Here is a 14,138-nt window from a genome sequence, read left to right as displayed (position 1 = left end):
AAATGCAAACTCAATGAGTGTAACAATTTATATCTACTGTTTATCTCTAAAAGAGGCAAATGCTTATTCTTCGTTGTTCACTGAAAGTGCTGATAAAACAGTTATAAACAAAGTCACCTCTACCTGCCCATTTGTAACATACCTGGCAAACATCTTCCTTAACTTTTTCCTGATGTAATGATCGCTACGGCCGATTCGGTATTGTCAAGATACTGGGTAATATAACTCGTCAATTCCTGTAGCTGCACACCTGAGATATCATCAACAATGCTCGTTGGCCAGATAAGCTGCTCCGGATAAGAGACAGACAGAGAGAGGACGGAATACAACCAGTACTCATTGGTCTTCACATTTTCAAGAACCGAGGTTAATAGTGGTTTTTTTGCCCGTTCTAATTCCTCTTGCGTCAAACCCTTAGTTCTGAGGTCACGCACGAGTTTTTTTACCTCATCTATAATTTCTGTCTCTTTCCCCTTTTCAACGTTCAACTCGGCCAGGATATAGCCAAAATGCGGGGACACCCTGCTTACATAACTCAATACCTTTGGCGAATAACTCGCCCCCATTTTCTCCCTTATCGTTTTCCTGATCTGATCTTCTAAAATGCTGGCTACTATACTAAGGCGCCTCGTTCTGCCGATATCCCAGAAGTCATCTGTAGGCCAGGCTATCAAGACCGTCGACTTTTCAATCTCTGACGATACCGCGACTTTTAAAATCTGACCCACTGGAAAAGTAGGGGCATCGTTGCGTCCGCGAACCGGAGCGGCTTCGAAATGCTGACCTCCAAAATATTTTGACAGGATTGAAATAACCACCGTCTCATCAAAATCCCCAACAACTGAAATTTCCAGATCTTTTAGCGTAAATACCCGCTCAACCCATGACTTTACGTCGCCAAAGCTCAGCTGACGAATCTCATCCCAGCCTGGCAGGCCATAGTACCTGCTGTTTCCTGCAAGAAAGGGTTGCACCTGCATGAGAATCGCTCCATCCATATCACCCTGCAACTTTGTATACATCAATTCAAATCGTTGCATTACCGCCTTATAGGCGTATTCTTTACAGCCGGGATCAAGCAGCAAGGCCTGGAGCAATTGGACCCCAAATTCAAAATCACCGGACAGCATGGTACCGGACAACGAGCTTGCCTGTTCACCGATGTGAAAGGAGAGATCAACAGAACTGCCAGCGAGAACCGTATCCAGAGCCGAAGGTGACAGGGAACTGGTGCCTGAAAGATTAATTACATCATCTGCAACAAGAGCCATACCTGCCTTACTTTCTTCGAGTTCCCCCCTGCCAAAATTTGCAGAAACGTGGACTTTATTGTCTTCAAAACTGGTTTTTTTGCAATTTATAACAAGACCATTTGCCAGGGTATAGCGGGTCATCTGCAATTCTGGGAATTGCCGTCGTTCCACAACGGCAGTAGGTCCATCATAGGCTTTTAAATATGGAAAAATAATGTCTTGGACAGAGGTACCATTGGTGACAGTTGCCTTCTCCTCCTTCTTGTAAAAAGTCAGGATCTCATCTTTAGCATTACCTGAAAGCCTCGTATTCCCCGTCACTGCGACAAGACGTCCTGAATGGTTCCAGATAGTTCTGAAACTGGCATTAACATTGTCTGCTGTTATTTCAGCCAGCATAGGAGCATAAAGCTTCTGTTCCTGATCCGGGGACAAGTACACATCATCTACGGTGAGATCATCCACTATGCTCTCGGCAATTGACCGGGAATGCCGTGAAGATTTCGTCTGAACATTTTCCTTGAGTTCGCCAGATATTTCGTTTTTTGCCCGTTTGACCTCGGATTCTGTAAACCCATACAACCGAGCCCGCTCCAGGACAGAATGGAGAGAGGCCAAGGTCTCCTTCCATGAGCTCCCATCAGTTGTTGCAGACAACGATCCATAACCTATACGCTTTTCGATTATTCCTGATGAGTAATGTGCAATCGCAAAAGGAGGACTCTCATTTTCACGTTTTTTCTCCAGTCTGTAACCGACAATCAGGTCTCCTATGATCTGTATAAGCTCCTTTTTTTTCAGTGCCTTGGTGGGAACCTCAGGGAGCACGTCCCAGATTGTCTCTATGGAAACATTTGTTGTTCCAAGTTCTGGGTCATAGTTATAAAAAACGTCAAGACCCCTGCGGTCGATTTTGCCAAAATCCGGTTCAAGTTGCGGCACAGAGCCTGCCCTGAGATGGCCAAATTTTTCCTCTATGACTTGTTGGGCGATGGAAATATCAAGATCACCCACAAGAACGACAACCATTTTATCAGGGCGATACCAGCTATCGTAAAAGCTTTTCATGAGCTTATGGTCAGCCTTGTTCAACACCTCCTCTTTACCGATCGGCCACCTGAGGGGGTACCGAGTCCCCTTGAAAGCAAAATCTGAATAGGAGACATAATTGCGGTATTCCGCAGAATCCCGGTCTCTTTTCTCTGAAAAAATGACTCCGCGCTCACGATCTATTTCAGAATCAAGAAGCAGTGCTCCTCTTGCGAAATCGGCAAGAACGTTACAGCCAATTTCAAGCTCCTTTTCATCTCCACTTGGCAAAATAACATGATAGACGGTTTGATCAAAACCAGTATAAGCGTTGGTATCTCCACCAAAATCCATCCCAATGGATTGGAAATAATCAATCAAAGTTCCCGGAGGATAGTGTGTGGAACCATTAAACATCATGTGCTCCAGAAAATGTGCAACTCCCTGCTGATTCTCACTCTCGTGCATAGATCCAGCCAAAACCACCAGATACGCAGCCACACGCTGTTCAGGCTCACTGTTTTGTTTGATTACATAACGCAGCCCATTGTCGAGTGCTCCGCGGGTAAGCGAGGGATCAGGTTGTAAGTCGCTGTTATAACTGGGCCAGCTGACAACAACATTGTCATTGCCACGACCGGATTTTGCAATAGGTGGATATAATAGGAAAAAGAGAAGAACAATTATCCCCATAAGAGCCAAGGGAAGAACAACATGTACCGATTTTTTCATTTTTGATACAGATCTCATAATAAAAATAATTCCAAAAAATAGAGGTGATGGCTACGCCGCTGTTACTATATGACCTGTGCCTCAAATTGCACCAACTCTTCATAAAATTTGAGACAAACATGCCATTCAATTGTACCATTTCATCATAAACAGGCAAAAACCCCTTTGTTTCCAACATGGAGTGTTGTAGAAGTATACGGTCCCCGATGTCCCTCCGGTTGGGAATCGGCATAAATAAAGACAGGAAACTTATTTTTCATGGGTTCGCAGAATTCTTGAAAGGCTTAAGACATTGACCTAGGCTATGCCAGCTGCCCGTGAAAACGTTTTGCTGTCTTTGTCAGATCACCAACCAAATAAAGCGCCATTACACCTTTATACGCACCAGATAGTTATTGATGAGAACCAAGCACAAACTTGAATATGCTCTTTTACGAAGCGTGATTTTTTTCCTGAACCTGTTACCGGTTCAGGCGATCCTTTTTCTCTGCAGCACGATCGGTTCTTTCGCCTGGGTTGTCTTCCCTTTTCGCCTGCGGGTTGCCTATAAAAATCTGAGTACCGTCTTTCCCGAGCTTGACCACAGGGCAAAACTCAAGCTGATGAGAAAGGTGTATCTTCAGTTCACCAGGACCTTTGGTCTGGTATTTATCCTCCACAGGAAAAAACTCCTGACAATCATTGAAAATGCCGAAATTACTGGTCTTGATGAACTCCAGGAAGCCCTGCAGCAGGGAAAAGGTGTTATCCTCACAACCATTCACGGCAGCTGGTTTGAAGCATATTTTGCCTGGTTTAATCTGAAAAACCTGCCAACAAGCCTTATTTATCAAAAACAGAGTAACCCGCTTTCAGACCAGTTCTTTGTCCAGCAACGCTGTCGATATGGTACCAGTCTACAACACCTGAGCAGTTATGATGGCATGAAGGTGTATGAACAGGCCCTTCATGACAATAGACTCCTTATTGTAAGCCTCGACCAGAGCTATACCAATCGTGGTGTAATTATTCCTTTTTTTAACACACCGCTTGCCTGCGCAAAAGGCGCTCCAATCCTTCACCTCAGAACCGGAGCACCTGTTTTTACCAGTGTCTACTACATGGATAAAGGCAAGTTACATATAGATTTTGCCAGGGTCAACCTTCCCTCATATACAGAAACCAATGAAGAGAGCATAAAGGATATAGCTACCCGTTCAATACAAAGTTACGAACCCTTCATTCGCAAATATCCAGAACAGTGGTTCAGCCTTTTCCACAGGCTCTGGGGAAAAAAAGACTACCCGCCTGTGAAGAGATCCTTAACAGATATTTTCTTGTAATTTTCCTTCATACTCTGTTGGGTCTGTATTATGATGCGGTCCAACTTGTATTTTCAATTTTACTTTTCAATCAACAGCAGGAACCAGAGAGGCTTTTTGCCGATTCACTTCCTATAAAAAACAATTTTCGATGACTAATAAAGAAATACTCCTTCGTCTCTACATCATTCTTAAACCCTATAAAACCAAACTTATCATTGCCATGATTGCCATGATATTTGTTGCCTGTTTTACGGGTGCCCAGACGTACATGGTCAAAACCCTTCTCGATAGAATTTTTATCGAGAAAAACACCGTTTACCTTAAACTCCTGCCCCTTGTCCTCATTTCCATCTTCCTCATGAAGGGTGTGTTTTATTATGTCTATTCCATGCTGCTCGAATACGTCGGGCAGTCTGTCATCCGGGATTTCCGTATTACTATTTTCAAACATATTCACAAACAGGCCCTTTCATTTTTTAATGAGATGCCGACCGGAACCCTCATGTCAAGGATCATATCCGATGTTGCCCTGTTACAGCAGGCTGTATCCAAGGCCCTTGTTGGATCAGTGCGCGATTTTTTTCAGGTTGTTATCCTGCTGGGGGTGGTCTTTGCCATGAACTGGCGTCTGGCCATGATCACCTTTATCGTTCTTCCGTTCTCCGCTTTTTTTATTGTGAAGTTTGGTCGTCAATTTAGAAAATTATCCACATCTACTCAGGAAGAGGTTGCCCACGTTTCAAATATTCTGCACGAAACAATCACCGGCAACAGAATCGTAAAGGCCTTCACCAAAGAACAATACGAAGGAAATCGCTTCGAAAATCAAGTGATAGGACTTTTCAGCCTGACCATGAAGGATGCCAAATATCGTTGTCTGCAGCATCCCATGATGGAGTTTATCGGAGGCTTTGCCATAGCCATTGTTATCTGGTTTGGTGGAAGCGAAGTAATGAATGACACCATGACACCAGGAGCCTTTTTTGCTTTTTTAACAGCCTTAATCGCCGCCTATGAACCTATCAAAGGTGTTACCAGCGTTAACTCCACAATTCAGCAGGGTTTAGCCGCCGCCTCACGGGTCTTTGCCATCCTTGACGTTGAGCCTGAAATACAGGACAAACAAGACGCAATAGAATTGCCGGCTTTCAATTCAACAGTTGAATTCAAAAACCTCAGCTATCAGTATAGCGATGAGGCAACCGTTCTCAAAGATATCAACCTTACGGTTACTGCAGGCGAAGCTCTGGCCATAGTCGGACCAAGCGGTGGAGGAAAAACCACACTCACCAATCTCATTCCCCGTTTCCTCGATCTTAAACAAGGGGCAATCCTGATAGATGGTATGGATATTCGGGACGTCACCGTTGCATCTCTTCGAAATCAGATTGCCATGGTGACCCAGCAAACAATACTCTTTAACGACACGGTGAGAAATAACATCGCCTATAGCAATCAGGATGCAGCCATTGAGGATGTACATAGTGCAGCGCGGGCAGCCCACGCCTTCGATTTTATTGAAAGCCTGCCCGATGGTTTTGACACGATTATTGGTGAGGGTGGTGCAAGACTCTCAGGTGGCCAGCGACAACGAATCTCCATTGCCAGGGCAATCTTAAAAAATGCACCGATCCTCATTCTCGATGAGGCGACCTCAGCCCTGGATACCGAATCGGAGAGGGAAGTGCAAAAAGCCCTTGAAAACCTCATGAAAGACCGAACAACCTTTGTCATCGCCCACAGGCTGTCCACCATTAAAAACGCAGACAGAATTGTGGTGGTTAAAGATGGCAGAATTGTGGAAGAAGGTACCCACGAAAGTCTTCTCCAGCTGCAAGGTGAATACGAAACTCTTTACAATATGCAGTATAAATAAATCACAATCCTTCACGTTGAGAAGATTTACTGACAGCCTATACGATTGAGCCGATGACAAAACAAGAAATTTCCAGCAGATTACAAAGCGTTGGGCTTTACAGCCTGGTAGCATCCTGCGTTTTTATTCCCTTTAGTTCTTCTCTCATGGGAGCGACCTCCATCATCGCTCTTGCCTGTTGGATATTGTCTGGCAAAATATTAGAATTGCCCAAAATGCTTGTCACCAGACCTTTGGTTTTTCTGGCGATGGCGCTTTTTCTGCTCCTTATTGCGGGTGTTTTCTACAGCCCGGCGGAGACAGCTGAGGCCCTGTCATCCTTAAAAAAATACCGTGAACTCCTGCTCTTTGTTATGGCGCTGTCTTTTTTTACTGGTAACGGGGACAAGGCGGTTCTTGCGGAAAAGTGTTTCATCGGTGGCTCGATTCTCCTGCTCTCTATATCGTATGCTATGTATTTTGGTGTTATCCCTTCAGAAAGGTACGGATACTCCACGGTCTACCACATAACCCATAGCTTATTTATGGCAACCCTTGCCTTTTGGGCCCTGCAAAAACTCATCGAAGGGGCTGGCCAGCGTTTTTTCTGGCTACTTATTTTCATTGCAACCTCCATAAATCTTTTCTACATCGCGCCAGGCAGAACAGGTATGCTTATCTCCATTGCCCTCTTGCTGCTCACTGTCTTCCAGCGACTGTCTCTCAAATATTCTCTTTTTGGGGTTCTCCTCTGTGCCTGTATTGTCAGCGGGGCATTTTACACCTCTCATAATTTTTCAACGAGGGTCAATGAAGCGGTAAAGGAGATTCAGAATTACCAGCCAGGTGTTTCCCGCACATCCCTTGGCATGCGTTTTGACTGGTGGCATAACAGCCTTACCCTTATAAAGGAAAAACCGATTTTCGGTCATGGAACAGGCTCTTTTGCAGTCAGCCAGAAACGGCTGATCAAGGGAACTCAAACCCAGCCATCAGACAATCCTCACAACGAATATCTACTCATAGCAGAACAGGTAGGACTCACTGGGTTGGCCCTTTACCTGGCCTTTCTTTGTGGAATCTTTATCACCTCGTTCGGTAGGCCAAAACCATACAACTATCTATTGCAGGGGGTGGTCGTTGCCATGTCCTGCGGCTGTTTGATGAATTCGTTTCTCTACGATTCTCACCCGGGACACTTTTTCGCTATCATGTCCGCTGTCCTGCTCTCAGTGCCTTCTGCTGTTCAGGATGAGGGTAAAAGGATCTGAACCTCTGTCTGTATCCCGGGTACGCTGCTGATCAGGAGTTTGCCTCCATGCTCTTCAACTATTTTCAAAGAGAGCGCCAGACCAAGCCCTGTCCCACCACTTTTTGTCGTAAAATACGGGTCAAATATCCGTTTGAGATGTTCCTCTGAAATTCCTGAACCATTATCGGTTATTCTTACCAGAACGGTGTTGCCGGCCCCCCGGATGTATATTTTCAGAAGTCGCTCCATACTGTTGTCTTCCATTGCCTGCAGAGAATTAAGAAATATATTCAGCAGAACCTGACTGATCTTATCCTGATCAACAACCACCAGTGGGATATCAGGTGAAAAATCTTTTTCTACCATGATGCCAAGGCTTGTAATATCGGGTTCAATAAGTGAAAGTGTCTTTTCAATTACACCATCAATTGCACAGGGTTCACGAAGAAGGTTTCCCGGCTTAGCATAGTCCAGGAGTTCTCCTATACTTCTGTTGAGCCGCTCGACCTCACTCACCAGGGTATTGACTGCCATCGTATCGCTGGATTCTTTTTCAAGTTTTCCTTTCAGGAGCAGGGCAAGGCCCTTTATGGAACTGAGAGGATTTCGCAACTCGTGGGCCACCCCGGCGGCCATCTTGCCGATCACCGCCAGTCTTTCACTTCGCTGAAGCTCTGCTTCAAGTTGCTTGACCAGAGTTAGGTCTCTGAGTAGCATGACTTCTCCTGCAGGAATCGCTGAGGTAGCCGAGACAGTTACGACAGTCACATCTAGAGTTTTACGACCTTTTTCAGAGTCCGGGTCGAGAAATATCTCTTGTCGTTCATTGCCTCCATCATTTTTTTGTCCGAGCAATTGATAAAGAGCTGTGGGTAAACACTCCTGAGACTTTTTACCGATACACTTGTGCGGGTCGAGTTGAATGATGTTTGCCGCAGCACCATTGCAGACCTGGATCAACCCATTTTCATCGGTTGCAATCAGACCAACAGGCAGAGATGAGACCACGATTTCATTAAAGGTTCTCATCTTATCCAGTTTTTTCTCCGAGCCTTTTAGCCCACGAAGAGTGAAAAAAGACAGAGTTCCTCCAAGACCCACCAGGGCAATTGCCGCCAACTCCAAAATAATCTGGATGAGCTGCCGATTCAGTGGTGCGGTAAACTGGCTCAGATCAAGCTGTACAAGATATACTGGTGCTAGGGTATTGAGTTTTTCAAAATCTTCTTGAAAGGCACTGAAATGTTGGGAGAAACGAAACCGCCCTGCCCCCATTCCACGATGGCCGATGTTTTTCGTCCCGCCGGGAAATCCTGGAATGGCATAGGCTGAGGCAAGCAGCGCCTTTTTCTCCCCTGTTTCTGATTGCTGAATTATTTGAGTACGCCACCTGGGTTCTTGGGTTGCCGATACCAGCCTGATGAGCTCTAATTCTTCAGGGTCTACCGTAGTTCGGGCCGAATTCTTTTCACCTGCAGCAACAACAATATTGCCATTTTTGTCAGCAAGTACAATAGAATCTACACCAGGTTGTTCCGCTGCAAGCTCCAGGGCCGTCTGCATATGAATTTCCCATTTTTCATAGGCAGGATCCATTAATTTGCTGCGCACAGAATCCCTCACCGCGCTGTTGATAAAACGGACCAGCGTCAGCCCTTTCTGCTCTATGGCAGTTTTGATGAGCTGCTTTTCCCGGGTATAGTTGCTCACAGCAAAAAAAGCGATTACCAGCAGTAAAAGGATGCAGGCCGCCCCGAGAAGCCATGGAGAAGAACCCAACAATTGCAGGCGCCATTTTTTGCTGTTTTTGTCCATAGGGTACGGGCTTTTAGTCAATATGATTAATGATTTTTTCCAAAATGACCTTGGAAATCATATAAGTTGGTACAATACCGTCAACCCCCATGGGGCCAGAAGCAAGAGTTTGCCCGCTGATCATAGGATTATCAGAGGCGTAGTAGGCATATCGAGTCTTCATGAAAGGAGGAATATGTCCTTTTATGATGGCGCCGCTGATGGCCCGCTGATAATGTCCTCCCTCCATCTCAATCCCTACTGCCCGCCAGCTTGAAGAATGAAAACGTTCAAGCACATCCCTGTTCTGCAGGGATGTGCCGAGAACCGTCACCATTGGTCCAACAAAAACCTCGACATTACCGGGAAAATCATCACGGGTCAGATCGTTATCTACGATATAGTTGTTCGCGGTTCCTTCCATCACATGGGCAGTGGCGAGCATCAGATCGCCTTTATTACCCGGCAAAACACCAGCCTTCCCCATAATGGAGATGGACTTAAAATCACATTGAAGCGCCTGATCTCCAAACTCCAATGAGGTCAACAGCTCATCCATGATGTCATAGGCCTGCGTTCCAAAGGCGTAATCAATCACCAGAAGTACTGGTTTGTGGTTATTGATATAACTCGGATTGATCTTCAGATCCGGGTGGAGTTTTGTCAGGTCAACCGCATCCAGATCGATAATATTTACATCAATGGTCGACCCGGATCGATCATCCAAAAACAAGTAGCCGTTTTTTTCTGCATAATCGACGACAAGTTTTTCCTTATCCCTTAGCTGCATGACCATCTCATAAATATCGGCAGCACAGCTTTGACCAGCATCACGCAAGGCACCTGCACCATAGAGTAAATTACGCATGGAATGCATATTAGCGCTCACAATATGCAGAGGTCTTTTCTCAAGGCCAAGAGCCATCAGTTTTTCTTTCAGAATTTTCGCCCAGAGAGTTGCATATTTCTGATGATTAATCATCTCTTTCAACGACGGGGTAAAATATACAGTGAGTTCGTGCTCACCGTTGGTCTGCTCTGCTATAACCCTTTTACCAATACCGTAAATTATTTTGAAAAGACCATTGTTTGTCCCATGTTCACGCCGGTTTTTTTCAAGACTGTCATAAGTCTCTCTGGTTTCCTTATAAGTTCTGCCGAGAATAATTGATAGATTCCATATGGACTGTTCAAGCTCCTCTTTACCGAGCTGATGATCTTTTTTCACCAGCCGCTCAAGGTCGGCCCACTCTGTACTTAAACCTTCAACACGGTTACAGACCTGCTGATAGATTTTCTTCGCCTCAATATTGAGAAACGTAATATGAGTGAGGATATCGTAGATTTCACTCTGCCCTGTAGTTATGACAAAACAGATCTCTTTATCTGAGACAGCGTAGGATATTCTCCGTCGTTTTAAGGGAGATATTTTTTCAAAGGATGTCTGCTGAAAATCTTCCTGGGCGGTGAGAATGACCCTCGTGCAATTCTCAATGCCTCTTGGCATGCGATCAATAACATACTCAAGCCCTTTTAATTCGGAGACCCTGGGATCACTCATTGAACCATATATTTCAGGGCTTAACTGCTCCAGCGCATCAGCCAGCTGCTCGCCCACCTTTCCTGAGGGTTTGTACGCCCCCTGCAGGGTAAGAGAGTCCGCAAGGATTTTAAAGGTTCGTATAGCGTGTCGTGCCTTTTGAGATTTTGACAATTCCTGCATTACAACTCCATTATAATATTGATCTGCACAGAGGATTGAGCTGGCGGCACATTAAACAGATTATGACGACTGGGGTGCAGTACCCTCAGCTACTCTTTCAATAATACTACACAAGTGGCTCAATTGCTAAAGAGTAACTGGAGGCTATCAGAGAATTTACAGGGTGGCAATAATTTTGGGGGGGGAGGAAAAGAAAAAACGGGGGAAACGGAACTGAAGCCAGGGGCGCCCGATCCCCTGGAAAGATCAAGAAAAAAGAAAAGACTGCAATGCTGCTATGAGCTCATCACGGCCCTGCCCTGTATGGGATGAAAAAAGAATCCGTTCATCTTTATTGATCCCGTGGCCCAGGTCAAGCAACCGTGCATGCTTCCCCCTTGCACTGCCCGATAATTTATCAATCTTGGTATAGACCGGTAGAAAGGGTATCGATTGCTCTCTCAGCCACTCAATTAATTGACTGTCATGGGCCTTGGCCTCATGCCGGATGTCGATGATGACCACAACACACTTCAGGGTTGCTCTTTTTTCAAGATAGGTGGAGATAAGTCCCTGCCAGGCATCCTTCATTGCCTTTGGTACCTTAGCGTAGCCGTATCCCGGAAGATCAACGAGATAACATTGATTACCAACCTGAAAATAGTTCAGCCCCTGGGTCTTTCCCGGTCTTGCACTGACCTTCACCAGAGCCTTTCTGCCAATGAGTGTATTCATGAGGCTTGACTTACCGACATTGGATTTTCCAGCAAAAGCGATTTCCGGCATCCCTTCTTCTGGCAATTGCTTGATACTATGAACACTGAGGAGAAAATCTACTTTTGAAAAATCCATTCTGTTTCTCACGTTAAGGCGGGGTTCAATACGCTTTCATCAGGATTCCCCCCCCGACAAAAGCGCATCCACAATGCTACATAAAAGATCAGGAAATGATTTTATTTAAAGCATACTCAATTATACCCTCAGCACCTACCTTTTTCAATTTGGGTACAAGTTCTCTCACCACCTCCTCAGAAACAACGGTCTCAACGGAATACCAGTCCTTATTGTAGAGACTTGCCACCGTAGGGGCGTTGAGAGACGGAAGTATTTCAACCAGTGCCTCCATATGCTCGCTGGCAACGTTCATCTTCAGACCAACGATTCGGTCCGCGTTGAGTGATCCCTGGAGCATCAGTGCAATATTCTCGATCTTTTCACGCTTCCATGGGTCAGCCCATGCGTCTTTATTGGCAATGAACTGGGTGTTTGATTCCATGAGTTCATAAATCACCCTGAGACCATGAGCCCGAATGGTTGACTCAGTTTCAGTAACCTCAACAATTGCATCGGCAAGACCTGATACGACTTTTGCTTCGGTGGCACCCCAGGAAAATTCAATTGTAACATTGATGTTCTTTTCTTCAAAAAACCTCTTGGTAACACCCACAAGCTCAGTGGATATTTTTTTTCCTTCAAGATCTTCAAGACAGGTAATATTCGAGTCCCCGGCCACAGCAATAACCCACCTTGTCGGTCTATTGCTCACCTTGGAATAGACCAGGTCGCAGACGAGAACCGTATCTGAACGGTTTTCCATAGTCCAGTCTTTTCCTGTAATTCCGGCGTCAAGCATACCACTTTCAACATACCTCGACATTTCCTGGGGACGACAGATGGAGCAATCGAGCTCATCGTCATCAATTTTTGGAAAGTAGTTTCGTGCAGCCGGTTTTATCCGCCAGCCTGCCTTTTCAAAAAGGGCAATGGTTGCTTTTTCCAGGCTTCCTTTTGGCAATCCTAACTTCAGTTGATTCATTACAGCTCTCCTCGACCTATATCACGCCAGTGACGCAATCTATGTTATTTTTTTCCGTATACTTTTTCCGGGTCAAAAACCTTTTCACCCTGAACGACAAGCTCTTCACCGTCAACAATTCGATAAAAACAGGAGCGATGTCCCGTATGACAGGCAGCCCCACCTAACTGTTCTACCTTGTAGACAACCGTGTCATCATCACAGTCAACGAGTATCTCATGAATTTTTTGAATATGGCCAGAGGACTCACCTTTTAACCACAGCTTTGATCTCGAACGACTCCAGTAGTGTGCTTTACCGGTCTTCAGTGTTTCTTCCCAGGCCAGCTGATTGATATAAGCCAGCATCAGCACCTCATTTGTTGTATGATCCTGAACAATTGCAGGAATAAGACCATCAGCGGATTTACTAAAATCTAGTGATACCATCGTTTTCTCAATCTTTAATTTAATGAACGAATAACAAAAAGAATAAAATGAGTGAAGAATTGCGGTGTATTCCACAATAGGAGATATCCCTCAAACAATATCTTCTCAGTGGATACGAGTCTTAATGAAAAACCGTGTAAATTAGACAGCTATTGCATTTTTGTCAAGCAACTCTCACCTTTTTGCACTTTTCCATGCTAATGCCTTGCATTCGCCCCATGTCATTCTATATTATGTCGCGATTCGAAAATAAGAAATCTGTGGTACACGATAACCGCAGTTTATAAAATATTTAAATGCCATTTTAATCAAACTAATGCCAACAGCAAAAGGAGTTGAATCGTGAACACACCCCAGAATAACGACACTGTTGTACTCGCTTTTACAGGATCCCTTGATAACGGTGAAATTTTTTATGAAGTCAAAAAAGATGATCCCATGCACGTTGTGATAGGTGGAAACAATCTCCCACCAAGCCTTGAAGCAACCGTCCGCAAAATGACGATTGGCGACCTGCAAAAAGTAAGAGTACCACCTGAAGAAGCTTATGGTCCACGGCAAAAGGAACTGCTGCAGACCATCGACAATCAGGAGGTCATTGACAGGGTTCAACCAAAACCTGGTATGGTTATTTCACTGAAAACCAACAAGGATGGTGAGGAAGTAAGCATACCTGCAACAGTTATTGAGGTCGAGGGAAGCCAGGTCACGGTGGATTACAACCATCCCCTTGCAGGACACCATCTCAACTACAGAGTTGAATTGCTTGACATAAAAAAAAGTAACTGATTTCTCCCGCTTTACCATTTCAAACAGCCATTTATGTTGGGGTCTTTATCCGCCACCAGAATGGCTGTTTCCTTTCTCTTTTGCTCTACCCCGCCACGTTTTTCAAAAATATTTTAATAAAAAACTCCTGTACATCCGAATTGCCGTATGTATAAACTTAGAAAACCAACAGTTCTAACAATCA

10 protein-coding genes are annotated in these 14,138 nt (G+C 44.9%); 4 read left to right on the top strand and 6 right to left on the bottom strand.

Translation table 11 applies throughout. The features are described 5' to 3' along the window. Nucleotides 1-158 precede the first annotated feature (158 nt). Entirely contained in the window at nucleotides 159-3,014 is a 2,856-nt protein-coding gene (locus FCL48_RS07175; RefSeq protein WP_169309119.1) for a pitrilysin family protein, read from the bottom strand. Nucleotides 3,015-3,412: 398 nt separating this feature from the next. On the opposite strand from FCL48_RS07175, the gene FCL48_RS07170 reads away from it, so the two are divergent. The 3 genes from FCL48_RS07170 (at nucleotide 3,413) to FCL48_RS07160 (ending at nucleotide 7,444) form a co-directional block, all read left to right on the top strand. Next, a complete protein-coding gene (locus tag FCL48_RS07170) occupies nucleotides 3,413-4,336 on the top strand; it encodes a lysophospholipid acyltransferase family protein (RefSeq protein WP_136871575.1) in 924 nt (307 codons plus the stop codon). Between the two features lie 130 nt (nucleotides 4,337-4,466). Then, nucleotides 4,467-6,194 (top strand): lipid A export permease/ATP-binding protein MsbA, encoded by a 1,728-nt coding sequence (msbA, locus tag FCL48_RS07165; RefSeq protein ID WP_136871574.1) that lies wholly within the window; start codon nucleotides 4,467-4,469, stop codon nucleotides 6,192-6,194. A 53-nt stretch (nucleotides 6,195-6,247) separates the two neighbouring features. After that, nucleotides 6,248-7,444 carry an O-antigen ligase gene (locus FCL48_RS07160; protein ID WP_136871573.1) on the top strand — a complete coding sequence of 399 codons (1,197 nt, stop codon included), beginning with the start codon at nucleotides 6,248-6,250 and terminating at the stop codon, nucleotides 7,442-7,444. On the opposite strand, the gene FCL48_RS07155 is transcribed toward FCL48_RS07160, so the two are convergent. The 5 genes from FCL48_RS07155 to hisI all read right to left on the bottom strand — a co-directional run bounded on the left by FCL48_RS07155 (nucleotide 7,420) and on the right by hisI (nucleotide 13,165). Further along, the gene (locus FCL48_RS07155; protein ID WP_136871572.1) at nucleotides 7,420-9,240 is read right to left on the bottom strand and encodes an ATP-binding protein; all 1,821 of its coding nucleotides are present in this window, start codon (nucleotides 9,238-9,240) and stop codon (nucleotides 7,420-7,422) included. The two genes, FCL48_RS07160 and FCL48_RS07155, sit on opposite strands and share 25 nt — an antisense overlap. A gap of 13 nt (nucleotides 9,241-9,253) precedes the next feature. Next, nucleotides 9,254-10,942, bottom strand: a complete 1,689-nt coding sequence (locus FCL48_RS07150) for a hypothetical protein (protein WP_136871571.1) — start codon at nucleotides 10,940-10,942, stop codon at nucleotides 9,254-9,256. Between the two features lie 246 nt (nucleotides 10,943-11,188). Continuing rightward, nucleotides 11,189-11,773, bottom strand: a complete 585-nt coding sequence (gene yihA, locus FCL48_RS07145) for a ribosome biogenesis GTP-binding protein YihA/YsxC (RefSeq protein ID WP_136871570.1) — start codon at nucleotides 11,771-11,773, stop codon at nucleotides 11,189-11,191. 88 nt (nucleotides 11,774-11,861) lie between these two features. After that, entirely contained in the window at nucleotides 11,862-12,737 is an 876-nt protein-coding gene (hisG, locus tag FCL48_RS07140) for an ATP phosphoribosyltransferase (protein ID WP_136871569.1), read from the bottom strand. Between the two features lie 44 nt (nucleotides 12,738-12,781). Then, entirely contained in the window at nucleotides 12,782-13,165 is a 384-nt protein-coding gene (gene hisI / locus FCL48_RS07135) for a phosphoribosyl-AMP cyclohydrolase (RefSeq protein WP_136871568.1), read from the bottom strand. A 342-nt stretch (nucleotides 13,166-13,507) separates the two neighbouring features. On the opposite strand from hisI, the gene FCL48_RS07130 reads away from it, so the two are divergent. Beyond that, the gene (locus tag FCL48_RS07130; RefSeq protein ID WP_169309118.1) at nucleotides 13,508-13,954 is read left to right on the top strand and encodes a peptidylprolyl isomerase; all 447 of its coding nucleotides are present in this window, start codon (nucleotides 13,508-13,510) and stop codon (nucleotides 13,952-13,954) included. Nucleotides 13,955-14,138: the final 184 nt, after the last annotated feature.

The sequence above is a fragment of the Desulforhopalus sp. IMCC35007 genome (assembly GCF_005116575.1).
Classification (GTDB): domain Bacteria; phylum Desulfobacterota; class Desulfobulbia; order Desulfobulbales; family Desulfocapsaceae; genus Desulforhopalus_A.
Note: the sequence above shows the minus strand (reverse complement) of the source record. Positions and strands in the feature narration are given on the sequence as shown.

Bases quoted from the DNA above. Each gene is read 5' to 3' on its own strand.
- FCL48_RS07155 (WP_136871572.1), bottom strand. From the start codon at position 9,240: ATGGACAAAAACAGCAAAAAATGGCGCCTGCAATTGTTGGGTTCTTCT.
- msbA (WP_136871574.1), top strand. From the start codon at position 4,467: ATGACTAATAAAGAAATACTCCTTCGTCTCTACATCATTCTTAAACCC.
- FCL48_RS07175 (WP_169309119.1), bottom strand. From the start codon at position 3,014: ATGAAAAAATCGGTACATGTTGTTCTTCCCTTGGCTCTTATGGGGATA.
- yihA (WP_136871570.1), bottom strand. From the start codon at position 11,773: ATGGATTTTTCAAAAGTAGATTTTCTCCTCAGTGTTCATAGTATCAAG.
- hisI (WP_136871568.1), bottom strand. From the start codon at position 13,165: ATGGTATCACTAGATTTTAGTAAATCCGCTGATGGTCTTATTCCTGCA.
- FCL48_RS07150 (WP_136871571.1), bottom strand. From the start codon at position 10,942: ATGCAGGAATTGTCAAAATCTCAAAAGGCACGACACGCTATACGAACC.
- hisG (WP_136871569.1), bottom strand. From the start codon at position 12,737: ATGAATCAACTGAAGTTAGGATTGCCAAAAGGAAGCCTGGAAAAAGCA.
- FCL48_RS07160 (WP_136871573.1), top strand. From the start codon at position 6,248: ATGACAAAACAAGAAATTTCCAGCAGATTACAAAGCGTTGGGCTTTAC.
- FCL48_RS07170 (WP_136871575.1), top strand. From the start codon at position 3,413: ATGAGAACCAAGCACAAACTTGAATATGCTCTTTTACGAAGCGTGATT.